The sequence below is a fragment of the Comamonas terrigena NBRC 13299 genome, from assembly GCF_006740045.1.
GTDB classification, from domain to species: Bacteria; Pseudomonadota; Gammaproteobacteria; order Burkholderiales; family Burkholderiaceae_C; genus Comamonas; species Comamonas terrigena.
The window spans coordinates 2,902,596-2,926,137 of record NZ_AP019749.1; the positions used below are offsets into that span (position 1 = coordinate 2,902,596).

Consider the following 23,542-nt stretch of genomic DNA (forward strand, 5'->3'; position numbering starts at 1 on the left):
TCAAGACCAGTCAAGTGCGTTTTCGAAAGGCGCGTCAACGGCCGCTGCGAGCGTCTCACGCTCCCCTGCGGCTAGCGGAATGGTTAGTGCGGCAGCAGTCAGAGATGAGGGAAGTGCCGTTACTAGGTCTTGAAGTCCCGAAAGGCTGCGATGCACCTTTAGGACTTGAACGGCGGCTTCGTGCAACTCAGAAGGATCAAGCTGAACAAATATCTTGCGTAACTCAGCTCGCAGCAATGTGTTTGGTACAACTGGAACTGCTAGTCCAAGTCGTTCAAGCACATCGATTGCCTCAGCAGTCCTCAACGAGTCCAGTAGCGTGACGCCACATATTTTCTCTGCACCGCAAATCGCTTCACGAACTGTCTGGACTTGGAAGCGAGAGGATAGTTTCAGAACGCCGATATGTGGATCGGACTCACGAAGAATTTCTTCTACAAATCGCTCGGCTGCGATCACGTACACCTTGGCAAAAACCTTACGGTACATCTCAAGTTGTTTGCTCAGCCTGGAGAGTGAGTCACGCTCAGACTTGATTTCATAAACCGTGGCAGTGCCATTGAGAATCACAAGATCTGCTTTGCAGGAGCCGATCCGAAACTCTGAGAGCATCGTGGCAGTTCTAAGCGAATGCGTCCCAAGCAGCACTCGCTGCGTCAAAGCGGCTTTGTATATGTACTCATCCCGCCGATTCACCGGCTTTAGAGCAGCAAACGCAGCGTCGAAGGCGCTAGCAATCGTAGGTAGATCGTTGCGGCTTTGATGCAGCCCTGCTTCCCTTGCAAATCGACTGAAAAGAGGAGACCGTCCCAGGCTGGCGAACTCCCTTAGGACGCCAGCTGAGAAGAGACGTGAGCACGCAACGAGCTGTGCGTTCGACAGGTGCAAAAGATATCCTCAGACGCTCTGCTGTTAAATAGACCAGTATAGTTCATAGACCATAAGAGATCCCTCGGCTAGGCATGACTCAGCGACAACCCGTGTGAGCAGGTGAAGGGAGAGCTTGTCGCTGGCTGGCTACGAGTGGCAAATTCCCACAGTGTGCGGATCATCGCCAGCGGCACCGGGCGACTGAAGCCGAGCAGCAAGCCCCTCAAAGCGCTCTCGAATCAGGCCAGCCCACCGTCTCTCCACGTGCGTGCTGTTTAGTCGGTCTCGGCAGGCAGCCGCGAAGCTACTCCCAGCATGTCGAAGTGCCTTTTTTAGGCTTCTTCCTTAGAAGCGACGTCCAGCTACGACGACAGAAAGGGTGGAAGTCCAGTTTTCACTGGCACTTCCGCTACACATCACAGAGAGGTCGCGGAACGACGCACTTCTCTGCTGTCGCAACGACTGCAATGCGCCTGATGTCGTACGCATTGCATGCAGGTGCGAGGTGCAGGCCTCGCTGCACTGCAGACCTAGGCGGGTGCAACTTGGCAGCAACCTGCTTCAGATAGGCACCCCGCACATGCCACTGACACATGCAGCGCATCAGCTCCCGTGGACGGCCTCCTGCTGACAGGCCAGCAGTCCACGCCGCATCCAGGCTATCCGTTGCGCTGACGAAGAAACCCCGCCAGCACGCTTTGCGTCTCTGCCGGAACCTCCATCGGGATCATGTGCCCGGCATCCAGCACTTGAAGCTGTGATCCCGGGATGCCCTGGTGCAGCTCCTGCGCTTCATCCAGGCTGCGCAAGCGGTCTTGCTGGCCGGCAATGACTAGGGTGGGGCAACGGATGTCGCCCAGGCGGTTGGTGTCGCCGTCGCGGCGGAGCTGGGCCTGGCGGCGGAAGGCGTCGCCGCCCAGGCGCACGCCCATGGCGTGGATGCGGTTGACCAACGCATCGTCATCCTCCCGCGCGGGCGCCAGGGATTGACGGATGGAGCGCTTGCTCACCCCCGCAAAGGTCTGGGGTGCGGCCAGCACGGCGTCGGCCTTGCGGCGCGCCTGCAAGGTGGTGTCGCCGCGCGACGAGGTGGCCATCAGCACCAGTTGCTGCACGCGGTCCGGTGCAATGCGGGCGATTTCGCGGGCCACGTAGCCGCCCATAGAGAAGCCGATGACGTCAAAAATGCCGTCCGGCACCGTGCGCAGGACATGGGCTGCCATGTCTTCGATGGTGCTGGCGGTGCTGAGGTCCGCATACACCAAGGGGCCACGGGTCTGCAGATAGGGGTGGATGTCGGTCCATAAATCCTGGTCAAGCATGAAGCCAGGGATCAGAACGGTGGTCAATGGTGACTCCTGCTGTGTGTTGGATGTGCTGTCCTATTTGCCGCTGCAACCGCTTTCGCCGCTGCTACCGCTTCGGCCGTTTCTGTCGCGTTCTCCGTGCTCACCGTGTTCGCTATGTCCGCCGTTTGCGCCATCTTCACCCTGCTCTCCATCTTCGACCTCTTCGCCCTTCTCTTTCTTCGCCCATCACCCTCTTCCCGCCGTTGTGGCTGTGCGCTAGCGGGACAGCGAGCGGCAGAACGCCTGTATGGCCTGGCAGGCCGTGTGCAGCGATGCATCGTCCAGCGCATACGCCAGCCGCACATAGGGGCCGAGCCCGAACGCACTGCCGTGCACGGAGGCCACACCGGCCTCGTCCAGCAGCGCGTTGACCACGTCTTCGTCACTGCCCAGCAAGGTGCCCGCCGGGGTGGTGCTGCCCATCAGCCCTTCACAGGAGGCAAAGGCGTAGAACGCGCCTTGCGGCACCTGGCACTGCAGGCCGGGGGCCTGGTTGAGGGCGGCGACCACGGCATCGCGCCGGCGTTGGAACACGGCGCGTGATTGTGCAATGAAGTCCTGCGGCCCGGTCAGTGCCGCCAGCGCCGCGTGCTGAGAAATCGTGCTGGCGCCCGAGGTCTGTTGGCCCTGGAGTTTTTCCATGGCCTCCACCAGCCAGCCGGGGCCGGTGCCAAAGCCGATGCGCCAGCCGGCCCGCAGCGAAGGCAAGGCTCCATATCGCAGCGCTGGTGCCTCCCGTCCCTTTCCTCTGTCTTCTCCCTCTGCGCTGCCTTGGCCCTGCTCGATCTCCCCCATCCGGTGCGATCGGCCGCAGATCACCGCACGGCCGAAGGCAGATAGCCAAAGCGCGCCTTAAAGCGTTGGGCAAAGCGGGCGCGTGACTTGTAGCCGCAGGCCTGGGCAATCTCTGGAACGCTCCAGGACGTGGTTTGCACCAGCATCATGGCGTGGTGCATGCGCACGTCGATCAGCACGTCCTCAAACCGCGCGCTTTCGCCGGCCAGGCGGCGGCGCAATGTGGCCTCGCTCACAGCCAGTGCCTTGCCCGCTGTCTGCGCCGTCCAGTGCTGGCTGGGGGCTTCGCCAATCAGGGCGCGCAAACGCCCGGACAGCCCCGGCGAATGCGGCGGCCTGAACACGCCCCCACGTTCGGCCAGCGCCGCCAGAAAATCCAGGGCGCGGTAGCGCAGGCGCTCGTCACTGAGCTGGCCGTCTGCTGCGCTGGCCAGCAGATGCTGCAGCGAGGACGCCAGATCGGCATCCAGCGCAATCTGCTGGAAGGGTGCGCCCGCCTGCGCAGCATCCTCCCCCATGTCGCGGCCCCGGCGAAACGCCTCCAGCAACTCTGGTGACAGCGTCAAAAACACCGACCGGAAACGCTGCTCCATGCCGCCGGGTGTCTTGCGCAAGTCGGCACAGGTGTTGGCGCCCACCAGCAGCAAGGACGCAGGCGTATCGACACCGATACGGTGGGAGCCGGAATCCATGTCCAGCCGCCCCGCCGCAATCAGCAGCACCGTCGCGTCCTGAAACAGGAAGCGGGGCGTGTGCTGTACCAGCTTCAGACACGGCTGAGCCACGGTGCACAGGCCGCGCCGCCAGATGGGCGCGCCCGCAGGCAGCAGCCATGGCAGATTGCCCGCATCGGCTGCATCGGTGGCTGCCGCCAGCGGGGCTGCCGGGTGGGCTGCGTGGTGGGCTGCCGGCGGGGCGGTCTGGGGAGCTGGCTGCGTAACTGCCATGGCCGACTGGCTTTTACTGCGCGCTGGTCTGCAGCGACACCGAAGGGTTCAGGCTGTAGACCCCGGTGAGGCTGGCCTGCCCCAGCACCTGGGCCGATGCCAGGGCGGCGCGCACATTCGCGCCCGTGAGCGGGCCTGCCACAGCCAGCGTGGGGGTTGCCAGTGCGTAGATGGTGAACACGTAGTGGTGCAGCAGCGTGTCGTTCCAGGGCGGGCAAGGGCCGTCATAGCCGTGGTAGTCGCCCTTCATCTGTTCGTCCGCGGCAAACCATCCGGTGTAGTCGTTCAGACCGTGGCGCCCCCCTGCAGGTGCGGCAGGGCCGGCTTTGCCCCGGGGGGTGACACCGTCCGAGTGGGAGCCCGCAGCGATGTGCGTGACATCGGCGGGAATGTCCAGCAGCAGCCAGTGAAAGAAGTCCACGCGCGGCAAGGAGGATGGGACCTCGCGGCCCTCCTGGTTCACATCGTCGCCCCGGCTGGGCACGTCTGGGTCATGGCAGACGATAACAAACGACTGCGTGCCCGCTGGCACACCGCTCCAGGCCAGATGCGGGTTCCGGTTGGACGACAGGGCCACATGGGATGCTGCATCAGGCACCGCGAACGCGAATTCACCGGGAATGGCCTGGCCGTCTTGAAAACTCTGGCTGATAAGTTGCATGGAAATCCGTCCTGCAGTGGGTTGGGCTGATGCGACATGCATCGACCGTCCTGCAGAAGTGTAGGGAGTCCAGCGCACGCCAAAGCACCAAATCCGATCAATCGAGGCAGCACAGGCTGTCAATTTGTATGTATTAGGCTTTACCGGGCAGTGGCTCGCCCTTCGGGCATCAGCTTGCAGCATGTCTGCGGCCGGAGCTGCTGCGGGCCAGAAGCCCCGTACGCATCCCGGCAAGGGAGGGCTTCCGGCTGGTGGAGGCCATTGCCAACCAGTCAGCCCATGCCCTGAACGACAGCCAACGCCGTTCGCTGACACGGATGCAGCGGGATACCCTGTTGACGTCGCTTGCCAATGCCTGAAGATGCCCTCTCCATGCCGACCTTGAAAGGCCCACATGTCCCAGAAAATCTTCGTCAACCTGCCCGTCGCTGACCTGCCCAAGGCCAAGTCCTTCTATGAAGCGATCGGCGCCGTCAACAACCCGCAGTTCACCGACGACACCGCCGCCTGCATGGTCCTCTCCGACAGCATCTACGTGATGCTGCTCACCCACCCGAAGTGGGCCACGTTCACCCAAAAGCCGATAGTCGACGCCCACGCTGCCAGCGAAGTCATGCTGTGCCTGAGCGCCGACGACCGCGCGGCGGTGGACAACATGGTGGCGGCCGCTTCCGCCCACGGCGGCAAGGCGGATGTGACCCCGTTGCAGGACCTCGGATTCATGTATGGGCGCAGCTTTGAGGACTTGGACGGCCACATCTGGGAAATCATGTTCATGGACATGGGCCAGATGCCCCAAGGCTGACGCAACCCCGGCCATAGCAACGCCTGTTGATGGACACCTTCTGGCATTGCCTCTGAAGGTATGCACACCATCGGCCAGGAGGTGCTGGTCAATACACTTGCCTGGTGGGCGGCTTCAGGGTGATCTGAGTCATTCATGGCACTGCACCTGAACGGCTGCAATCAGCACCACCAGCCGTTGAACGCCGACTGCCTCGAAGGGCTGCTTCACCTTGAGGACCGGTCACCCGATTGCGTGGTTCATTGCATACTCAAACGAAAGACCGCTTCTGTGCGCCGCTACAGGCGTGCGGCGCCCCGTTGCTGCCCTCCAAACCCAGGCGGCGAACAGCCGCCAAGCAGCGCTTTCTGCTGCCCATGTTGGCATCACGGACTGCCGGCCCAAACCACATGCAGTGGTCAGGGGTCACAAAGTAGACGACTGCTCACTGACAGTTAAAGGTAAGTGGCGGTCAGCGGCTGATAGGCGACGAACTGTCTACGTCTACAGAACGATGCTCGATTCGCATATCAAGCTTTTTACGTAACAACCTAAATGCAAGCGAGGCCAAGGCTTAAAAATTTAAGCCTTGGCCTCAAGTTTTATTTGGTCAGGAAGTTCAAGAGATCCTGGTTCAGACGGTCCTTGTGCGTATCGGTCAGTCCATGTGGTGCACCGGGATAGATGATTAGTTGTGCGTCCTTAATCTGGGCAGCTGATGCCTTGCCAGCGGCGTCAATCGGCACAACCTGGTCATCATCACCGTGGATCACCAAGGTGGGCACGTCGAACTTCTTGAGGTCGGCGCGGAAGTCGGTGGCCGAGAACGCCGCGATCGAGTCGTAGGTGTTCTTATGGCCTCCCTGCATGCCCTGCACCCAGAAGGACTGAATCAGGCCCTGATTGGGCGTGGCGCCTGGTCGGTTAAAGCCGAAAAAGGGGCCAGAGGCAATGTCCAGGTACAGCTGCGAGCGGTTCTCTAGCGCGGCCTTGCGGATGCCATCAAACACTTCGATGGGCAGGCCGCCAGGGTTGTCAGCGGTCTTGAGCATCAGCGGTGGCACGGAACTGACCAGTACGGCCTTCTTGACGCGTGCCGTGCCGTGGCGACCGATGTAGCGTGCCACTTCGCCACCGCCTGTGGAGAAGCCTACCAAGGTCACATCCTTCAGATCCAGCGCATTGATCACGGCTGCCAGGTCGTCGGCATAGTGGTCCATGTCATTGCCATCCCATGGTTGACTGGAGCGGCCATGGCCACGGCGGTCGTGCGCCACCACGCGGTAACCCTTGGACGCCAGGAAGATCATCTGCGACTCCCAACTGTCCGAACTCAGGGGCCAGCCGTGGCTGAAGGTGACGACTGGGCCGTTCTTGGGACCCCAGTCCTTGTAGTAAAGCTGCACGCCGTCGACGGTGGTGATGGTATTGGCCGTGCGGGCAAACGCTTCAACCGGCGCAGGCGCGGCCTGAGAGATGGCGGGCGCAGCCTGGGCCATCAGTTGGGCGGCTGCGGCAAGCAGAGCAATAGCAGAGGTACGGACAATCGCGTTCATGGTGATCTCCTGGAGATTTGAGTTCGGGCTGAGGAAGCAATGGATAGGCAGGGGGCGCTTCTTAGTCGGCGATCACCAGGGTGACGTCGATGTTTCCGCGGGTGGCGTTGGAGTAAGGGCAGACGATGTGCGCCTGCTGCACCAGGTCTTCGATCACGGCGCGTTCCATCCCGGGGGCGCGGATGGTCAGCTGTACCTGGATGGCAAAACCCGTGGGGATGGGTCCGATACCGACTTCGCCGGTGATGCGGGTGTCAGCGGGCAAGGCCTTCTTGTTGCGCAGGGACACAAACTGCAGTGCGCCCAAGAAGCAGGCCGAATAGCCTGCGGCAAACAGCTGCTCGGGGTTGGTGCCGCTGCCGCCGGCACCGCCCAGTTCACGGGGCGTGGACAGTTGCACGGCCAGGGCGCCGTCCGAGGAAACGGCTTGGCCGCTACGGCCACCGGTGGCGGTGGCAGAGGCGGTGTAGAGCACTTTGGCGAGGGACATGGTTTTCAACTCCTGCGTGTGGTGCAGTTCAGTACTGCGTTGCGACAGGAAGAAGTTTCTCGCGTTCAGTGATACGATTTATGACGATTAGTCTTTGATTCTTTACTTTGGGTATTTGTATGGTAGATCGCCTGGCAGCCTTGCTCAATCACTTCACGGTCACGGCCGAGATGTTTCATGCGGGTACCTTGTGCGGTAGCCACTGGCTGGCTGCCAAAGAAAACATGGGGCAGATGCACCTGATACGCCGCGGCCCACTCACCGTCTACCATGGGAGTGAGCAACTGCACATCGACACGCCCAGCCTGCTGCTGTACCCACGGCCCATGCCGCACCGTTTTGAAAGCGATGCGCATTCGGGTACCGACATGGTGTGTGCGAACTTGGTGTTTGCCGGCGGTGTGAACAACTCCATTGCCGATGCGTTACCCAACGTGGTCTGCCTGCCACTGAAAGATATGCCCGATGCCGCCGTGGTGCTGCAGCTGCTGTTTGATGAAGCCTTTGCCCAGCGCTGTGGGCGCACTACGGTGCTGAACCGCTTGTTTGAGGTGGTGCTGATCCAGGTGCTTCGCCAGCTGATGGAACGCAGTCAGGTGCAGGGAGGCATGTTGGCGGGGTTGGCACATCCGCGCCTGCGTTTGGCATTGGTGGCCATGCATGAGGCTCCCGCCAATGCCTGGAGCTTGGAGGAACTGGGCGCGCTGTGCGGCATGTCGCGCAGTGTGTTTGCCAACAGCTTTCGCGACACGGTGGGCTGCACGCCCGGGGTGTATTTGCAGAACTGGCGCATGGCCATTGCCCAGCGTCTGCTGCGCCAGGGCCAGTCGCTGCTGCAAGTGGCCGATGCCGTGGGCTACAGCAGCGAGACGGCGTTTTCCCGCGCCTTCCGCGCCCAGGTCGGCATACCTCCACGCCAGTGGCGCGAAGCACAAAAGCAGGCGCAGGTGATGATTTAGGCCAGTTGCCGCATCTGCCACAGTGAAATGCATGGCACGTGCAGCGACCATGGGACATGGGTCCGGCGCGTTCGTGCGCCAGCGGCAGCGGCTGTACAGTGCGCCCGGAAAGATGGCTTCACAGCCTGCGCCGGCGATGCCTGAACCCAGCCGCAAGCCCAATGTGCATGCCGTATTGGCGGCCAGCAGCAAACTACATCCAACCAGTCCCAAGGCATACAGACCCAGACGCAGCACAGCAGAAGCGGGTTGGTCTCCCATCGAGCTGTGGGCTCCACAAGATGCGCGCCTCCACTGGCCGAAGTCGCCGCCCTGCATGAGCCCCACGCCAGCGACGCGGGATGGCCGCAGAGTATCGGCACCCTGGCGCGCTGGACCAATGTCAGCCTCGGCCCGAAGCGGTCACTCAGTGCACCGTTGGCGCTTCAGCCTGCAAGACCCATGATGAGCTGAAGCTGCAGAGGCCACACGCGGTCTTACCTGCCGACGATGCTTTCGACGATGACCTTGAGGCTTCCAAGCACTTCTTCGACTGGCTGCCCCATCTGTACATGCACGATTGTGCCGTCCACTGCCAGCGAAAGCGACTGGCCTGCAGAGACTGCGTGGCGGCCGAACAGTTCATCCAAAACGCATGCCATCTCTTCCTTGTGCTGACGCACCACTTCCAGAATCCCGGGATCGGTAGATCCCAGCTCTGCAGCGGCATTCAGGAACGCGCAGCCTCGAAAGTGGGGCTGACTGAACCAGCCCCTGAGAGTACGAAGTAGGGCCTCAGTCGCGCTCGCGCCGTCACGGGACTCCTGCAACAAGCTGCTCTTGAACCAAGACATCCACCCTTGGTGCCGGTAATCGAGGTACGCCCGAATCAACTGGTCTTTGCTCGCGTACTGCCTATAGAACGTGACCTTGCTGACCGACGATCGATCAATGATCCGGTCAACACCCGTCGCTCTGATTCCTTCGCTGTAAAAAAGATCATGGGCAGCTACCAAGATTCGCTCGCGTGGAGGCAGCGCGGCAAAAGATTGTTTGTCAGGGTTCATGCGGACATTGTAGACAGATCGTTCTACACCGGGTAGCATTCAGCATGTAGACAGATCGTTCTACATGCTTACATAGAGGTCCATCATGGAATCACGTCCCCCCCTGCCCCCGTTCACCCACGAAACTGCCGTGCAGAAAGTTCGCTTGGCGGAAGACGGCTGGAACACACGCGACGCCGCCAAGGTTGCCTTGGCCTACACGCTCGATACGAAGTGGCGCAACCGCGCTGACTTCGCCAACAACCGAGCCGAAGCGCAGGCTTTCCTTGAGAGAAAGTGGAAGAAGGAACTTGACTACCGACTCATCAAGGAGCTCTGGCTGCATGAGGGGAATCGGATAGCAGTGCGCTACGCCTATGAGTGGCATGACGATGCGGGCAACTGGTTCCGGTCGTACGGAAACGAAAACTGGGAATTTGAGGCCGATGGCCTGATGCGCCGTCGCTACGCTTGCATCAACGACATGCCCATCAAGGAATCGGAACGTAAATTCCACTGGCCACTTGGACGTCGTCCCGACGACCACCCTGGACTCACCGAACTGGGGCTGTAACTAGCGCAGACGGCCCAAAGCTGCCTTGTCCGCTTTGGGTCGCAAGCTCCCGCTCGCACGACGTGAAAGCGGACATCCATCGACTATCTGCCTGCACCTGATGGTCTCTGCCGGCTGCACACATGGAACACGTCATTCTGCAATCGTCGGCATCGATACTCGGATGGCTGCTAAGGGTCCGTGACGCATAGATTGCGATGCAGCAACGAGCAACGAGCAATGAGCAACGAGCAACGAGCAACGAGCAATGAGCAACGAGCAATGAGCAACGAGCAACGAGCAATGAGCAACGAGCAACGAGCAACGAGCAACTGCAATCGTTGCATTGTCGCTGTGCATCTGCGGAATCTGCCCCCATGAACACCCCTCTCAGGTCTTCATGACCGCGACGCTAATGGTGCACAGCGTCCAGTAGGTCACGCTGCACCGGGCCGCCGTGGACGGTGCAGATGCATGCGCTGAATGGCCAGGTCAGCCTAGATCTGGGGCATGCTCAGTCCAGATCAAGCACCGCGCGATAGCGGTCACCGTTCACTTCCTTGAAGACCAGCAGATAGGGGGAAGGCCCGACGGGCTCAGTCCAGCCGATCTCTGCAAAGGTCTCGCTGATCGCCGATCGCACTGCATCGATCGCCAGCAAGCCCTTATCCTCTCCGTAACCCAGAAACGCCATGGGCATGCTGTCCAGCACCGGCCATTCAAAGGGGTTGAAACAGGCGACCCCGGGCGTGCGCTCCAGCAGTTCTTGCTCCAGCGCAGGGTCCGCGCCATCGAGTTCGACATCGTGAAAACTGAAACCCTCTCCTTCCAGGAGAGCGCCCAGCCTGCCGTCCGCGATGCAGCATGCGCAAATGGTTGGACTGTCGGCACGCATGTAGATATTGCCTCGGTACTTCCAGCCACAGGGCTGGGCACAGACACCGCAGGTCTCATCAGACGGCTCGAAAGCACGACCTTCTTGGTAGGCACCGGGGTTGAAACGGAAAAAGGGCTGTCTTTCGCTCATGGTGGTGGCATTGTCACGTCGATTGCTGCGCCTTAAATCGTTGCGCGCTCGCGAGCGGTCTGCTTGGTGCGCACCAGCAAACACTGATTGGTGCCATGAGAACGGATACGAAAACTGAACCTGCGGGGCATTAGGAGCAGCGGCAGACCGGCCTTCACCGCACCCACAGCAGTCATGTGCGAAGCGGTGCAATGCTGGGTGGGCAGCGCACTTCCCTGCTGCCGCAACGTACCACCAAGTATTGCCGGATAAGCCCGCCCTCGCCTACCGCACCGCCGGCAGGACCTCTTGCGCAAACAGTTCCATGCCGGCCAGGGCGGTGGCGTTGCTCCACAGTCCGTTGGCGTTGAACACGCAGCGCAGCTGGTGAATTCCGGTGCGGGCTTCCAGGGCCTGGATCTGGGCGATGCAGGCTTCGGGCGTGCCGTGGATGAACAGGTCGCGCAGCAGTTGGGCTGTGTCCAGGGGTGGCACATCGGCTGGCGCGATGCCGCGCTTGCCAGCAAAGTACACCCTGCGCTGGTAATACTGGGCCCACAGCGTGTCCAGCTGGGCTTGCACCTGGGCGTCGTTGGCGCCGATGCACACATAGCGCGCCAGCGAGGAGCGGGCGCGCAGCGGCGTGGAGTCCCGCCCGGTTTGCTGGGCGACCTGGGCCAGGCGTTCCAGCTGGCCGGTTTCCGGGGGTTCCAGGCTCAGCAGCAGGGGCAGGTCTTCATTCAGCGCAAAGCCCAGGGTCTCGCTGGTGGAGCCGGCCACGTAGATCGGCGGGTGCGGGCGCTGCACGCCGGTGGACGCCAGGGTGCGCGGGGCGAATTGCCAGGGGTCCTGCGGGCCGCCCGCAATGGTCGCCCCACTCAGGCCGTCGCGGATCAGGCGGCATGCGGTCTCGAACCGTTCCCGCGTCTGCGACGGGTCGATCTGCAGGGTCTGCAGCGACGCGGGCTCGGTGCCGCGCCCTACCCCGATGTCGATGCGTCCGCCGCTCTGGTAGTCGACCTGCGCAATCTCTTCGGCCAGCATCAGGGGGTGGTGCAACGGCAGCACCAGAATCGACGTGCCCACGCGCAGCCGCTGCGTGCGGGCCAGCAAGGCCGACGCCAGCAGCAGCGGCGACGGATACGGCCAGTGCGCATCGGGCACGCGGAATTCGCTAAACCACACGCCGTCAAAGCCGAGCACGTCTGCACGTTCGAACAGCGCAAAAAAATCGCCGGGCTGGCCCAAGGTGGCCTCCCGGGTCCAACCCGCCAGATCAATCCGCACAGCCATCCTCCTTCTTGCGCCGCGCCCGCAGCAGGACCTGGGGCGGCGCGTCGATACGGTCAAACTCCACCTGGAACACGGCGTCCAGTGCGGGATCGGTCAACAGGTCCTGGGCGGCGCGGTCCTGCACCACGCGGCCGCGGTCCATGGCGATGACCCGGTCAAAATGGGCAAAGGCCAGGTCCAGGTCGTGCATGACCACCAGCACCAGCCTGTCGCGCCCTCTCTGGGCTAGCGCGTCGACCAGCTCCAGCCGGTGGCGTACGTCCAGGGCGGCGCCGGGCTCATCGGCCAGCAGCACCGGCGGGTCCGTGGCCAGCACGGTGGTCAGCAGGCAGCGCGACTGCTCGCCCCCCGACAGCGAGTTCCAGCGCCGGCTGGCAAAGGCCTGCAGTCCGTGCTGCTGGAGCACATCGTCCATGTCCACGGACGGGCCCAGGCGCATCTGCAGCAGTTCTGCCAGGGTGACATCCCAGTACGGGGAAAACCGCTGGGGCATGTAGCCGATGCAGCGGGCGCGCTCCGCAAAGGACAGGCGCTGCAGCGGCGCACCGTGCCACAGCACCTGGCCCTGGCTGGGCGTTTGCAGCCCCGCCAGCATGGACAGCAACGACGATTTGCCGGCCCCGTTGGGGCCGATCAGCGCAATGGCGCCGCGCGCGGGCAGCGCCAGCGAGACCTGGTCCACCACCCGGCTACCCCGGTGCTGCAGCACCAGGCCCTGGGCGGCGAGTACGGACTGGGCACCAAGTGTATCCGGCGCGGCAGCTGTATCCGGTAGGCCCTGTGGGTCGTGCATGGAAAACCTCACGGTCATGACGCGCGCAGGCGCCGCGCCAGCAGGATGATGAAGAACGGGCCGCCGGCGATGGCGGTGATCAGCCCCAGCGGCACTTCCGCCGGGGGCAGCACGCTGCGCGCCAGGGCGTCGGCCACGGTGACGACGATGGCCCCCACCAGGGCGCTGGCGGGCAGCACCACCCGGTGCATGGGCCCCACCATCCAGCGTGCAATGTGCGGCGCAGCCAGCCCGACAAAGGCCACCAGCCCGCCGTAGGCCACGGCGGCGGCCACCACCAGCGAGCCCACCAGCACGGCCAGGGGAATGAAGCGCGCCGGGTTCAGGCCGAAGCCCTTGGCCACCGTGTCGCCCAAGCCCAGCAGGTCCAGGCCATGGGCAAGGGGCCGTGTGGCGACCACACAGCCCAGGGTGATGCCGGCCAGCACCAGCAGGCCGTTCCATGAAGGGGTCTGGATGCCGCCCAGCACCCAGCTCATGACCACCTGCAGACTGACGGTTTCATCGGACAGGGCCAGCATCAGAAAGGAACGCAACGCGCCCAGCATGGCGGCCAGCGCCACGCCGGCCAGCAGCAGGCCGGCCGCATCCAGCGCGCCCGCCGCCCGGGCGACGGCCAGCACCAGCAAGGTGGAGCCCCAGGCGCCCGCAAAAGCCAGCACCGGCAGCACCAGGCCCTGGGGCAGGCCCAGCGGCACCAGCAGGGCCACCGTGGCGCCCAGGGCCGCGCCGCCGGATGCGCCCAGCAGATAGGGTTCGGCCAGCGGATTGCGGAATACGCCTTGAAAGATGGCCCCCGACAGGCCCAGCAGTGCACCCACGCAGGCGGCGGCTGCCACGCGCGGAAGGCGCCACTGCAGCAGCAGCCGGCTGTGCAGGGAATCGTCGCCGCTCAGCGCGCGCCACAGCTCGGGGACGCTGGCCCACTGGTGGCCGGCGCAGGCTGCGCCCAGCAGGCACAGGGCCAGCACCAGCAGCGCGGCCCACCATGTTGTGCGTGAAGTCATATCGGGTGCAGTTGCCGGGCCAGCGATTCGATACCGTCGAAGGTACGCGGCCCGGGGATCAGAAATTCGGAGCGGGACACGGTCCAGCAGTGGCGCTGACGCAGGGCCCGCATGTCGCGCCAGCCGGGCTGGTGCAGCAGGTCGTCCAGCCCCGCCTGGTTGCCGGCGAACAGCAGCACATCCGGGTCGGCGGCCAGCACGGCCTCAGGCGACACCTGGGCCAGCACGCCCAGCGCCGGCAGCGCGTGCTGGCAGCCGGCGCGCACCATGGCTTCGCCGGTGTAGGTGCCCGGACGGGCCAGCAGCAGCATGCCGTTGCCCGCGCGCCCGGTGACCATCAGCGCCCGCAGGTGCGGCCGGCCGGCCACGGTGGCATCCACTGCCTGCAGCCGCGCATGCAGGGCTTGGGCCAATGCAGCGCCGCGTTCGGGCTCGCCGCAGGCCTGGCTGACCAGGCGGATGTTGTCCAGCACCTCCTGCAGGGTACGACTGAGCAAGACCATGATGGGCACTCCTATGCGTTCCATGGGCGCGACGAGCTGGGTGGCGGCCTGCCGTGCCGGGGTCACGATGACCAGATCCGGGCGCTGGGCCACCACGGCATCCACGGAAAATCCCAGCCGGCCGCCAACCTTGGGCAGGCCCAGCACCTCGGCCGGGTAGCGGGTGAAGTCCTCGACACCGACGATGCGGTCCACCAGCCCCAGGGAGGCGACCAGTTCGGTGTTGGACGAAAAAATGGTGACGATGCGCCGGGGCGGCCGAGGCAGCCAGACGGCGCGCCCCAGTGCATCCTTCAGATGGATACCCGAGGCCGCCTGCATGGCCTGCTCTGCCGCTCCTGCAGGCCCGGCCGGACCGGCCAGCACCGTGGGCACGGCAAGGCCGGGCAGCAAGGCGCCGCCCGCCGCCGCCACGCCCCAGCGGCGCAGCACGGCGCGCCGGGACAGTGCGCCCGGAAGCGCGTCAGGAACTGCACCCGAAAGTGCGTCCTGGGGTGCTTCCGGAAGGGGGCTGGCGGGCCTGTGCATGCAGCCTGGCCTCAGAAGTCGGCCTGCAGGCCGACCATCAGCTCGCGCCCGGGCATGGAGGTGCCGCAGCCGCCGTTCTGGAAGCGCGCATCCGCCAGGCAGGGCGAGCGGTCCTGCGCAATGAAGATGGGGCTGCGGTTCAGGTTGAAGACATTGTTCACCGCCGCAAACAGCTTCACGCTGCGGTTCACCCGGTAGTCGCCGCGCAGGTTCCACACCGTGAAGGCCCCTTTGCGGTGGATGTAGGTGCTGCTGGGTTCGCCCTGCGGCACCAGCAGGTTCTCTTCGGTGTCGTACCACATCGGTCCGCGCAGCAGCGCCGTGAGCTGCATGCTCCAGTCACCTGCATTGCGGTCCATGCCCTGGGCGTAGCGCATGCCGGCAGAGGCCTGGAAGCGGTACATGCGCTGCACGCGGTCGGTGTTGGCGGTGGCTGCCGCGCCCTTGTCGCGCATGTCGAAGTGGTAGTAGCCGCCTGCAAAGGCGCTGAGCGACTGGCCCGGCAGGCCCAGGGCCAGCACCTGCTTGAGGTCGACCTTGGTGGTCAGCTCCAGGCCGCGCGCCACGACTTCTGCGGCATTGTTGGCATAGTCCGAGGTGTTGGTGCTGGGGCCCCGGGACACGGTGGTGATGCGGTTGGAGATGACGTTCTGGAACAGCGCTGCATCCACCTTCCAGCCCGGCTGCGTGAAGGTGGTGCCCACTTCGATCTGGCGGCTGGTCTCGGGCTTCAGATTGGGGTTGCCGAAGGTGCGCCCGCCGCCCACGGCGGTGAAGTCGGCGGCCAGTTCGGTGGCGGTCGGCGCCCGGAAGCCGGTGGCGATGCCTGCGCGCAGGTTCCAGTCGTCGGTGGCCTTCCAGGTCGAACCCAGGGACCAGGTGTGCGTGTCGTACTTGCGCACATTGGACTGGGCAAACGCCAGGTTGGGCGTGGGGTCGAACCGGGTCTCGCCCCAGGTCTTGCGCAGGCCGCCGCGCAAGGTCAGGCGGTTGTCCAGCAGGGTGTGGGCGTCTTCCAGGTACAGCGCCTTGGTCTCTTCCGTCTGGTTGTTGTCGTACGGGGCCACCTGGCCCGACGGGCCGCCGGGCATGGCCACGCGGAAGCGGTCCGAGCGCAGATGGCTGCGTTCCCAGTCCACGCCCACCAGCAGGTCGTTGGCGGCAGACAGGCGAAAGCGCGGCTGCAGACGGATGCCGGTGGCATCCAGCTTGCGGTCGTTGTAGTCGCGCGCCGTGCCCGGCACCGGGTTGGTGCCGCTCTTGATGACGGGGGACGCCCAGTTGAATTCGTCCTCGTCCACGAAGTGGTAGACCTGCGCCAGCCAGCTGACCGACTGGTCGGCCAGTGCGCCGGTGTAGGTCAGGTCCAGCGAGCGGTTGTCGCGGTTGTCCTTGCTGTAGATGTTGGACCCGGATCCCCGGAAGCCCGCGTTGTAGATGCCGTCAGTGCGGGCCTGCAGCTCCACCCGGTTCAGGCTGTCGATCTGCAGCCCCAGGGCGGCCACCGCGCCACGGCGCTTCCAGCCGGTGTTCTGCATGACGGTGCCGCCGTCGCCGGACTTGTAGTCATCGCGGGCGCTGGTGTTCAGGCCCACATACCAGTCCAGCATGCCGCTGGCGCCTGCGGTCTGGGCCTGAGTGCTCCAGCCGCCCCAGGAGCTGCCGGTCACCGTGACGCGGTTCAGCGGGCCGCTGGCGCCGGTGCGCAGGATGATGTTGATCACCCCGCCCATGTTCTGGCTGCCGTACACCACCGAGGCGGGGCCGCGCACGATTTCGATGCGGTCCACATCCGTCAGGCTGAGCTTGGACAGATTGGCCGTGCCGGCGCGGCGGCCGTTGAGCAGCACCAGCACCTGGCCCTTGAAGTCGCGCCCCTGGCCGTCGGTGGCGGCGCCACGCAGGTTCAGCGATGTCTGGGCCGCGGTCCATTCGCTGAGAAAGCCCACCGCATGTTCGGCCAGCAGGTCGGTGACCGAGCGGGCCGACGAGCGTTCGATGTCCTGGCGGTCAATGACCTGGGTGGTGGCGGCAATGCGGGCGCGGTCCTCGGGCCGGGCCGTGGCGGTGACGAAGACATCGCCCAGGGCCGCAGCCGGGGCCGATGTCGATGCGGTGGCTGTGGCGGCAGAAGCAGCAGACGCCGCGGCGTTGTCGGCCACACCCTGGGCGTGGGCGCCCCACAGCGCGCAGCACAGGGCGGCGCCGGCGGTCACGGGCTTCAGGGCGGAAAGGGGAAAAGCGACAGGCCCGCAGAGGGGGCGCGGGGAAACACGGGAAGGGGTGCGCATGCGCGGCTCCAGATGGCCCTGCTCTCCCGCAAGGCCGATTCAAGAAAACATCCGCAGGCAGGCATGCGCAGGGGGGACAGCTCGGCGCACGAACCCATCCAACCTGGACTGCGCGCTCACCCGCGGCGTCCAACAAAAGTGACAAGGCCGGTATCCGGGCTCGCGAAATGCCGACACTCCGGGACATCCGTCCTGGAACTTTCGGCCCACTCCACGCCTTCCCACGCAGTGCGCAGTGGCTTCAGGTCTTACCTGGGTGCAGAGGGTGATTCGCTTACCGTTGCGGGGGCAGCGCAGGCATTGCACTCCATGGAGCGCACCTGCTTCCCGTTTAACTCCAGTGGCCGTCAGGCCAATGCAGCACCTCGTAACAAGCATTGAAATGTATCTCAATGCAGCGAGGAATTATCGTTCAGGACACATGTGCGCAACGGACACAACACGCCGGACACATCCGGAATGCATGCCCTTGCGGCCGAAGGAGCGCAGCGCTGCACAAAGGCTGCAAAAAGGCAGTACAAATGCTGAACCAAGGCTGCAGCCGGGCATGCACAGCGTCAGTCCCAGGCCGGAAACGGGTCATGAAAGCCAGTCCAGGCCTTGGGGGCCAGGGCCATTTCGTGGTCGGTCAGCAGGCAGGCATCCAGCCGCTGGCGCAGCGCCGCCTCGTCCATGCCGATGCCGATCAGCACCAGTTCCTGGCGGGCATCGCCCACGTGCTCGTCCCAGTGCTGGGTGATGGTGGCCAGCGCCTCGGGCTCGCGCGGCCACTGTTCCCGGGGCACGGCGGCCCACCAGCGCCCTGCCCGGCCATGGCGGCACACGGCCCCGGCCTGCGACCAGTTGCCCGCATAGAGGGGGCGGCTGGCCAGCCAGAAAAAACCTTTGGAGCGTATGACCCCGGGCCATTCGGACCCCACCAGGGCGTGAAAGCGCCTGGGATGAAACGGCCGGCGCGCGCGGTAGACAAAGCTGCCGATGCCGTATTCCTGGGTTTCCGGCGTGTGTTCGCCGCGCAGCTCTTTCAGCCAGCCCGGGGCCTTGGCCGCCTCGTCGAAGTTGAACAGCTTGGTGGACAGCACCGACGCCAGCGGCACCTTGCCGAAACTGGATTCCACGATGCGTGCACGCGGGTTCAGGGTCTTCAGGATGGCCATCAGCCGCTGGCGCTCTGCGCCGGTGATGAGGTCGGTCTTGTTGAGCACCAGCACATCGCAGAACTCGACCTGTTCCACCAGCAGGTCCACCACCTTGCGCTCGTCGCCTTCCCCCATTGACTCCCCGCGCCCCTGCAGGCTGTCCCGGGATTCGTAGTCCTTGAGGAAGTTGAAGCCGTCCACCACGGTGACCATGGTGTCCAGCATCGCAATATCCGACAGGCTGGCGCCCGCTTCGTCGGTGAAGGTAAAGGTCTCGGCCACCGGCAGCGGCTCGGAGATACCCGTGGATTCGATCACCAGGTAGTCAAAGCGCTTTTCCCGGGCCAGGCGGCGCACCTCCACCAGCAGGTCTTCGCGCAGGGTGCAGCAGATGCAGCCGTTGCTCATTTCGACCAGTTTTTCCTCGGTCCGGGACAGGTCGCTGCCGCCTTCGCGCACCAGCGCCGCGTCGATGTTGACCTCGGACATGTCGTTGACGATGACCGCCACGCGCAGGCCCTCGCGGTTGTGGAGGATGTGGTTGAGAAGCGTCGTCTTGCCTGCGCCCAGAAAGCCAGACAGGACGGTGACGGGGAGAAGCTTTGCCATCGCCGGTACCATGAACAAGATTTGATAATGATAACTCATTATCAAATATGGAGACAGGAAACGGCCGCGGACGCGTCACCCCACCCTGCTGTTGCCCAGCCCCTTGCTGGACAGCGCCCTCCGGGCCCCTATGCCTGCGAAGGCGCTTGGCTGCGCAGTGCACGACCCGGCACATAGCAAAGCCCCCGCTGCGCGTGCACAGCGGGGGCGTTTGGTATCAGTCGTTTCACGGGCTGCTGTGGTGTAGCGGTGCAAGCGACCGCTGTCTGCAATCTGCCCTCTGCATCCCGCACGGGGCTCCGCACATGCGGGGCGATCGGCATCGGGCCGCCGCTCCCCCAAACCGTAAAGGCCTGGGCGGCGACCGCCCTGCCCTGGGTTCAGGCGTCTACCCGGATCCCGCGCGACTGGATGAGGTTGGCCCACTTGGCACGCTCATCCCGCATAAAGGCCTCAAAGCGCTGCGGCGTTCCGCCGCCGTCCTCGGCCCCGAACTCTTCCAGCTTGCTCACCACATCCGCCATGGCCAGGATGCGGTTGACGTCGGCATTGATGCGTGCCACCACTTCCGCAGGCATCCTGGCCGGGCCGACCAGGCCGAACCAGATGCTGGCATTGAAGCCGGGGTAGCCCTGCTCGGCCACCGTGGGTACATCCGGGAAGGCTTTCACGCGTTTGGTGCCGGTCTGCGCCAGCGCACGCACCTTGCCGCCCTTGATGAAAGGTGACGCCGTGGTCATGCCTTCGAACGCATAGTCGATCTGCCCGCCCAGCAAGTCCGTCATCACATTCGATGCGCCCTTGTAGGGGATGTGCAGGGCCGACACCCCGGCCGTCTGCTCGAACAGTGCCAGCGCCAGGTGCTGGGCCGACCCCGTTCCGGAAGAGCCGAAGCTGACTTCGCCGGACTTCTTCTTCAAGGCCGCCAGCAGCCCCTGCATGGAGGTGGACGATTTGGGGCTGGCCACCAGCACTTGCGGGGTCTGCCCCACCAGCGCAATCGCCGCAAAGTCCCGCTCGGGGGAGAAGCCGAGCTTGGGGTTCAGCGCAGGGGCAATGCCCAGGGCATTGATGTGGCCCATCATCAGGGTGTTCCCGTCGGCCGGGGCCTTGGCGACTTCGGCCGCCGCAATCAGGCCGGCCGCGCCGGGCTTGTTTTCCACGATGACGGGGATGCCCCACAGCGTGTTGAGCTTGTTGGCGATGATGCGCGCCAGGATGTCGGTGCCGCCACCGGCCGAGAAGCCGACCAGAATCTTGACCGGCCCCGCCGGGGGCTTGCCTTGGGCGAAGCCGGGCTGGGCACAGAGTGCGCCGGCGGCGGCAACCGTGGACAGAAATTGTCTGCGTTGCATGGTGTGTCTCCTTTTTTTTATATGGGCCGAGGGGTCTTACGCCACCTTGCTCCAGCGGCCGAACTTCGCAACCTGCGCCTCGTCGAAGTTGAAGCCGAGGCCGGGCGTCTGGTGCAGAACGACACGGCCCTTTTCCTGCGACAGCTGGCGGTCCAGCAGGCGGCGGAAGTTCAGGACCTGGTCATCCCAGAAGAATTCGACGTAGCGCGCGTTCGGCGTGGCGGCCACCAGCGGTGCGTGCACGTCGTGGAACCAGTGCGGGCACATCTGGATGCCGTAGCCGGCGGCCATGGCGGCAATGCGCTTCCATTCGGTGATGCCGCCGCACACCGCCGCATCCGTCTGCAAGATGGAGGCGGCCCCCATGTCCAGCAGGTGCTTGTGGTACCAGCGGCCATAGCCGATTTCCGCCGTGGCCACGGGGATGCGGGTAAGCTTGGCCAGGCGGGCGTGGCTTTCCACGTCGTCGGGGCTGAACGGCTCTTCGATGAAGTAGGGGTCGTACTGCTCCATGCGGCGCAGGTACTGCATGGCCTGCACGGTATCGACCCAGCCGTTGTTGCAATCCAGCATCAGCTCCACGTCGGGGCCAATGGCTTCGCGGGCGGCCTTCACGCGCGACTCTTCGCCCTGGGGCGACCAGCGACCGGTCTTCATCTTGACGGCCTGGAAGCCCAGCTCGACATAGCTGGCCATTTCCTCGCCCAGGTGCTCCGCCGTCTTGCCTTCCACGTAGTAGCCGCCGCTGGCGTAGGCGGCCACGGTGTCCAGCTCCACCGCGCCGAGGTATTTGTGAAGCGGCAGCTGGGCGGTGCGCGCGTTGAGGTCCCACAGGGCGATGTCCAGGGCGCTGAGCGCGCGCATCACCGTGCCCATGCGGCCTTGCAGCAGGGCTTCCTGGTACATCTTCTTCCACAGGCCTTCGACGGCCAGCGAGTCGCGGCCCAGCAGCACGGGGGCCAGCAGCTGCTCGACCGCCACGCGAAACAGCTCGCCTGCCGCGTTGCCGACGTAGCAGAAGCCGATGCCTTCGACCCCGTCGGTGCTGCGGATCTTGACCAGGCCGTAGTGGCGGTCCACCACGGTGCGGTTCGACAGGTAGGTGACTTTGTCCAGCGGCACGCGCGCGACGCAGACTTCGATGGATTGGATGGTGGGCATGCGGGCTCCTGAGGTGAGGTACGAAAAAAGGGATGGCCTGAAGGAATGACCAAAAGGAATGGCCGCACTGTGCGCCGCATGGGCTCCACAAAAAAGATGGTGTTTGGTGGTTCAGATCACGCAAAATGCGTTGTTATGGATTCGCGTTTTCTCCAGAGCTTCATTGCCGTCGTGGACTGCGGCTCGATGGCCGATGCCTCGCGCCGGCTGGACCTGCCCCCTACCACCGTGGCGCAGCAGATGCGTGCGCTGGAGGCGGACGTCGGCAGCGCACTGCTGACGCGGGTGGGCCGCACCGTGCGCCCCACCGTGGTGGGTGCGCGCATCGTGGACCAGGCCCGGGAGGTGCTGAAATCCGTGGAAAACCTGCGGTCCGTGGCCTCGGCCACCGAACTGCCGGCAGGCCCGCTGCGCCTGGGTGCCACGCCCACGGCGCTGATGGGGCTGGTTCCGCCGCTGCTGCGCCGCTGGATGCGTGCCCACCCTTCCATCCAGGTCTATATCGAACCCGGAACCTCGTCGCTGCTGCTGGACCAGGTGCTCGCCGGAAATCTGGATGCGGCCATGCTGGTGCACCCCACGTTCGCCATGCCCAAGACCTGCGAGTGGCGGCTGCTGCGCAGCGAGGCGCTGGTGCTGCTGACGCCCCAGGACATGAAGGTGCAGGACCCGCTGCTCACCGCTGCGCGCGAGCCCTTCATCCAGTACGACCGCAAGGTGGTGGCCGGCCGCATGGCCGACGAGTACCTGCGCGGCCACCACATCAAGCCCAAGGTGCGGTTTGAGCTGGATGGGATTGAGCACATCGCCCAGCTGGTGGCGGAAGGGTTTGGCGTGTCCATCCTGCCGGACTGGCCGGTCATCGGCCCTGCCGATCCCCGCATCCGCCGCTGGCCGCTGCCGGCCCCCTGCCCCTCGCGCGAAGTGGGCATGGTGTGGCAGCGCTCTTCCATCCGCTCGCCCCTGGCCGCCGCCCTGTTTGACCTGGTCGGCCCGCTGCAGTCCGGCAGGCCGGACTGAGCGTCAGCGCCGGGGCATTTGCGCCTTGCGCCCTGGGCCTTGGGCGCCACCCGATGACATGGTGCAGGCCCCTGTCATCAAGCTGCAAACATTGCCGTGTCAGATGGTGCGGCGGGCGCCGGCATGCACTGTGCCTACGCACGCCTGTTCATTCCTGCCCCATCCCGAAGATCCATGACCGACACCACCGCCCCCCTGAATGTTCTGTTCCTGTGCACTCACAACGCGGGGCGCAGCATCCTGGCCGAGGCCTTGCTCAACGACATCGGCCAGGGGCGCTTTCACGCCTATTCGGCCGGCAGCAGCCCGCGCCCTGGCGAGCTGCCGCACCCGCTGGGCCTGCAGGTGCTGCGACGGGCCGGCGTGCCGGTCGACGGGCTGCGCAGCAAGAGCTGGCACGAGTTTGCCGCGCCTGGTGCACCGCACATGGACCTGATCATCACGGTGTGCGACGACGCGGCCGAGGAAGTCTGCCCGGTATGGCCGGGCCACCCCGCCACGGCCCATTGGGGCTACCCGGACCCGGCCGCAGGCGATGCCCCGGACGAAGGCAAGCTGGAAGCCTTCCGCCAGACCCTGCACATGCTGCACCGGCGCCTGGAGCTGCTGGTCAACCTGCCCACCGACAAGCTGGAAAAGGCCCGCCTGCAGGGCACGGCCCGGGACCTGTCCCACCACTGAGACGGCCCGTCTGCGCCCGCCGGGCGCTCCATGCCTGGTGCCGCCCTCCCTGACGCAGACACCCAACACGGACACCGGGGCACAACACCCCAGCCGGAACACCACCCCGGATCGCCCATAAAAAAACCCGGCACGGGCCGGGGTGGGATGGGAGCGCCCGCAAGGGC

Annotated in this window: 21 protein-coding genes, 1 pseudogene and 1 riboswitch; of the genes and pseudogenes, 5 read left to right on the forward strand and 17 right to left on the reverse strand. The window is 64.8% G+C overall.

Going from position 1 to position 23,542, the window contains the following annotated elements; all coding sequences use genetic code 11:
* The 5 genes and pseudogenes from CT3_RS13130 to CT3_RS13150 all read right to left on the reverse strand — a co-directional run bounded on the left by CT3_RS13130 (position 1) and on the right by CT3_RS13150 (position 4,622).
* On the reverse strand, positions 1 to 888 hold the full coding sequence (locus CT3_RS13130; protein WP_083520222.1) for a sce7726 family protein: 888 nt from the start codon (positions 886 to 888) through the stop codon (positions 1 to 3).
* 641 nt (positions 889 to 1,529) lie between these two features.
* A complete protein-coding gene (locus CT3_RS13135; protein WP_227657894.1) occupies positions 1,530 to 2,219 on the reverse strand; it encodes an alpha/beta fold hydrolase in 690 nt (229 codons plus the stop codon).
* A gap of 216 nt (positions 2,220 to 2,435) precedes the next feature.
* Positions 2,436 to 2,909, reverse strand: a pseudogene (locus tag CT3_RS13140) (aminotransferase class I/II-fold pyridoxal phosphate-dependent enzyme); the annotation flags it as partial.
* A 125-nt stretch (positions 2,910 to 3,034) separates the two neighbouring features.
* Entirely contained in the window at positions 3,035 to 3,961 is a 927-nt protein-coding gene (locus CT3_RS13145; RefSeq protein ID WP_083520223.1) for a helix-turn-helix transcriptional regulator, read from the reverse strand.
* A 13-nt stretch (positions 3,962 to 3,974) separates the two neighbouring features.
* Complete coding sequence (locus CT3_RS13150; protein WP_066533215.1) at positions 3,975 to 4,622, reverse strand: YbhB/YbcL family Raf kinase inhibitor-like protein; 648 nt, start codon at positions 4,620 to 4,622, stop codon at positions 3,975 to 3,977.
* Positions 4,623 to 5,016: 394 nt separating this feature from the next.
* Here CT3_RS13150 and CT3_RS13155 point away from each other — a divergent pair, with 394 nt between their 5' ends.
* On the forward strand, positions 5,017 to 5,427 hold the full coding sequence (locus CT3_RS13155) for a VOC family protein (RefSeq protein ID WP_066533217.1): 411 nt from the start codon (positions 5,017 to 5,019) through the stop codon (positions 5,425 to 5,427).
* Between the two features lie 581 nt (positions 5,428 to 6,008).
* Here the strand turns inward: CT3_RS13155 and CT3_RS13160 are convergent.
* Both CT3_RS13160 and CT3_RS13165 read right to left on the reverse strand, forming a co-directional pair.
* Complete coding sequence (locus tag CT3_RS13160) at positions 6,009 to 6,962, reverse strand: alpha/beta fold hydrolase (RefSeq protein ID WP_066533219.1); 954 nt, start codon at positions 6,960 to 6,962, stop codon at positions 6,009 to 6,011.
* A gap of 61 nt (positions 6,963 to 7,023) precedes the next feature.
* Positions 7,024 to 7,452, reverse strand: coding sequence for an organic hydroperoxide resistance protein (locus CT3_RS13165; protein WP_066533222.1), 429 nt, complete (start codon positions 7,450 to 7,452; stop codon positions 7,024 to 7,026).
* Between the two features lie 119 nt (positions 7,453 to 7,571).
* Here CT3_RS13165 and CT3_RS13170 point away from each other — a divergent pair, with 119 nt between their 5' ends.
* Complete coding sequence (locus CT3_RS13170; protein ID WP_066533224.1) at positions 7,572 to 8,411, forward strand: AraC family transcriptional regulator; 840 nt, start codon at positions 7,572 to 7,574, stop codon at positions 8,409 to 8,411.
* 476 nt (positions 8,412 to 8,887) lie between these two features.
* Here the strand turns inward: CT3_RS13170 and CT3_RS13175 are convergent, their stop codons facing one another.
* Positions 8,888 to 9,457 carry a TetR/AcrR family transcriptional regulator gene (locus CT3_RS13175; RefSeq protein WP_066533226.1) on the reverse strand — a complete coding sequence of 190 codons (570 nt, stop codon included), beginning with the start codon at positions 9,455 to 9,457 and terminating at the stop codon, positions 8,888 to 8,890.
* 85 nt (positions 9,458 to 9,542) lie between these two features.
* Between CT3_RS13175 and CT3_RS13180 the strand changes: the two genes are divergently transcribed.
* Positions 9,543 to 10,010, forward strand: a complete 468-nt coding sequence (locus tag CT3_RS13180; protein ID WP_066533228.1) for a nuclear transport factor 2 family protein — start codon at positions 9,543 to 9,545, stop codon at positions 10,008 to 10,010.
* 493 nt (positions 10,011 to 10,503) lie between these two features.
* On the opposite strand, the gene CT3_RS13185 is transcribed toward CT3_RS13180, so the two are convergent.
* From CT3_RS13185 to CT3_RS13225, 9 genes are all read right to left on the reverse strand, one after another.
* Positions 10,504 to 11,016 carry a CbrC family protein gene (locus CT3_RS13185; RefSeq protein WP_066533230.1) on the reverse strand — a complete coding sequence of 171 codons (513 nt, stop codon included), beginning with the start codon at positions 11,014 to 11,016 and terminating at the stop codon, positions 10,504 to 10,506.
* Positions 11,017 to 11,280: 264 nt separating this feature from the next.
* Positions 11,281 to 12,288, reverse strand: coding sequence for an LLM class flavin-dependent oxidoreductase (locus CT3_RS13190; protein WP_227657895.1), 1,008 nt, complete (start codon positions 12,286 to 12,288; stop codon positions 11,281 to 11,283).
* Positions 12,272 to 13,081: an ABC transporter ATP-binding protein gene (locus CT3_RS13195; protein WP_066533375.1), complete on the reverse strand. Its 810-nt coding sequence runs from the start codon at positions 13,079 to 13,081 to the stop codon at positions 12,272 to 12,274. Before CT3_RS13195 ends, CT3_RS13190 begins: the two co-directional genes overlap by 17 nt.
* A gap of 14 nt (positions 13,082 to 13,095) precedes the next feature.
* A complete protein-coding gene (locus CT3_RS13200) occupies positions 13,096 to 14,088 on the reverse strand; it encodes a FecCD family ABC transporter permease (protein WP_066533233.1) in 993 nt (330 codons plus the stop codon).
* Complete coding sequence (locus CT3_RS13205; RefSeq protein WP_227657896.1) at positions 14,085 to 15,023, reverse strand: ABC transporter substrate-binding protein; 939 nt, start codon at positions 15,021 to 15,023, stop codon at positions 14,085 to 14,087. Before CT3_RS13205 ends, CT3_RS13200 begins: the two co-directional genes overlap by 4 nt.
* Positions 15,024 to 15,130: 107 nt before the next feature.
* Positions 15,131 to 17,335: a TonB-dependent receptor gene (locus tag CT3_RS13210; protein WP_227657897.1), complete on the reverse strand. Its 2,205-nt coding sequence runs from the start codon at positions 17,333 to 17,335 to the stop codon at positions 15,131 to 15,133.
* Between the two features lie 203 nt (positions 17,336 to 17,538).
* Positions 17,539 to 17,793: riboswitch (cobalamin riboswitch) on the reverse strand.
* 174 nt (positions 17,794 to 17,967) lie between these two features.
* Positions 17,968 to 19,158, reverse strand: a complete 1,191-nt coding sequence (gene zigA / locus CT3_RS13215; protein ID WP_486815980.1) for a zinc metallochaperone GTPase ZigA — start codon at positions 19,156 to 19,158, stop codon at positions 17,968 to 17,970.
* A 380-nt stretch (positions 19,159 to 19,538) separates the two neighbouring features.
* On the reverse strand, positions 19,539 to 20,513 hold the full coding sequence (locus tag CT3_RS13220) for a Bug family tripartite tricarboxylate transporter substrate binding protein (protein ID WP_066533238.1): 975 nt from the start codon (positions 20,511 to 20,513) through the stop codon (positions 19,539 to 19,541).
* Positions 20,514 to 20,549: 36 nt separating this feature from the next.
* Positions 20,550 to 21,674, reverse strand: a complete 1,125-nt coding sequence (locus CT3_RS13225) for a mandelate racemase/muconate lactonizing enzyme family protein (RefSeq protein WP_066533242.1) — start codon at positions 21,672 to 21,674, stop codon at positions 20,550 to 20,552.
* A gap of 135 nt (positions 21,675 to 21,809) precedes the next feature.
* On the opposite strand from CT3_RS13225, the gene CT3_RS13230 reads away from it, so the two are divergent.
* Together CT3_RS13230 and CT3_RS13235 are read left to right on the forward strand one after the other, a co-directional pair.
* Positions 21,810 to 22,694 carry a LysR family transcriptional regulator gene (locus tag CT3_RS13230; protein ID WP_066533243.1) on the forward strand — a complete coding sequence of 295 codons (885 nt, stop codon included), beginning with the start codon at positions 21,810 to 21,812 and terminating at the stop codon, positions 22,692 to 22,694.
* Between the two features lie 174 nt (positions 22,695 to 22,868).
* Positions 22,869 to 23,375: an arsenate reductase ArsC gene (locus CT3_RS13235; RefSeq protein WP_066533245.1), complete on the forward strand. Its 507-nt coding sequence runs from the start codon at positions 22,869 to 22,871 to the stop codon at positions 23,373 to 23,375.
* Positions 23,376 to 23,542: the final 167 nt, after the last annotated feature.

Bases quoted from the DNA above. Each gene is read 5' to 3' on its own strand.
- CT3_RS13230 (WP_066533243.1), top strand. From the start codon at position 21,810: ATGGATTCGCGTTTTCTCCAGAGCTTCATTGCCGTCGTGGACTGCGGC.
- CT3_RS13180 (WP_066533228.1), top strand. From the start codon at position 9,543: ATGGAATCACGTCCCCCCCTGCCCCCGTTCACCCACGAAACTGCCGTG.
- CT3_RS13155 (WP_066533217.1), top strand. From the start codon at position 5,017: ATGTCCCAGAAAATCTTCGTCAACCTGCCCGTCGCTGACCTGCCCAAG.
- CT3_RS13160 (WP_066533219.1), bottom strand. From the start codon at position 6,962: ATGAACGCGATTGTCCGTACCTCTGCTATTGCTCTGCTTGCCGCAGCC.
- zigA (WP_486815980.1), bottom strand. From the start codon at position 19,158: ATGGCAAAGCTTCTCCCCGTCACCGTCCTGTCTGGCTTTCTGGGCGCA.
- CT3_RS13165 (WP_066533222.1), bottom strand. From the start codon at position 7,452: ATGTCCCTCGCCAAAGTGCTCTACACCGCCTCTGCCACCGCCACCGGT.
- CT3_RS13235 (WP_066533245.1), top strand. From the start codon at position 22,869: ATGACCGACACCACCGCCCCCCTGAATGTTCTGTTCCTGTGCACTCAC.
- CT3_RS13145 (WP_083520223.1), bottom strand. From the start codon at position 3,961: ATGGCAGTTACGCAGCCAGCTCCCCAGACCGCCCCGCCGGCAGCCCAC.
- CT3_RS13175 (WP_066533226.1), bottom strand. From the start codon at position 9,457: ATGAACCCTGACAAACAATCTTTTGCCGCGCTGCCTCCACGCGAGCGA.
- CT3_RS13225 (WP_066533242.1), bottom strand. From the start codon at position 21,674: ATGCCCACCATCCAATCCATCGAAGTCTGCGTCGCGCGCGTGCCGCTG.
- CT3_RS13150 (WP_066533215.1), bottom strand. From the start codon at position 4,622: ATGCAACTTATCAGCCAGAGTTTTCAAGACGGCCAGGCCATTCCCGGT.
- CT3_RS13190 (WP_227657895.1), bottom strand. From the start codon at position 12,288: ATGGCTGTGCGGATTGATCTGGCGGGTTGGACCCGGGAGGCCACCTTG.
- CT3_RS13185 (WP_066533230.1), bottom strand. From the start codon at position 11,016: ATGAGCGAAAGACAGCCCTTTTTCCGTTTCAACCCCGGTGCCTACCAA.
- CT3_RS13200 (WP_066533233.1), bottom strand. From the start codon at position 14,088: ATGACTTCACGCACAACATGGTGGGCCGCGCTGCTGGTGCTGGCCCTG.
- CT3_RS13170 (WP_066533224.1), top strand. From the start codon at position 7,572: ATGGTAGATCGCCTGGCAGCCTTGCTCAATCACTTCACGGTCACGGCC.
- CT3_RS13195 (WP_066533375.1), bottom strand. From the start codon at position 13,081: ATGCACGACCCACAGGGCCTACCGGATACAGCTGCCGCGCCGGATACA.
- CT3_RS13220 (WP_066533238.1), bottom strand. From the start codon at position 20,513: ATGCAACGCAGACAATTTCTGTCCACGGTTGCCGCCGCCGGCGCACTC.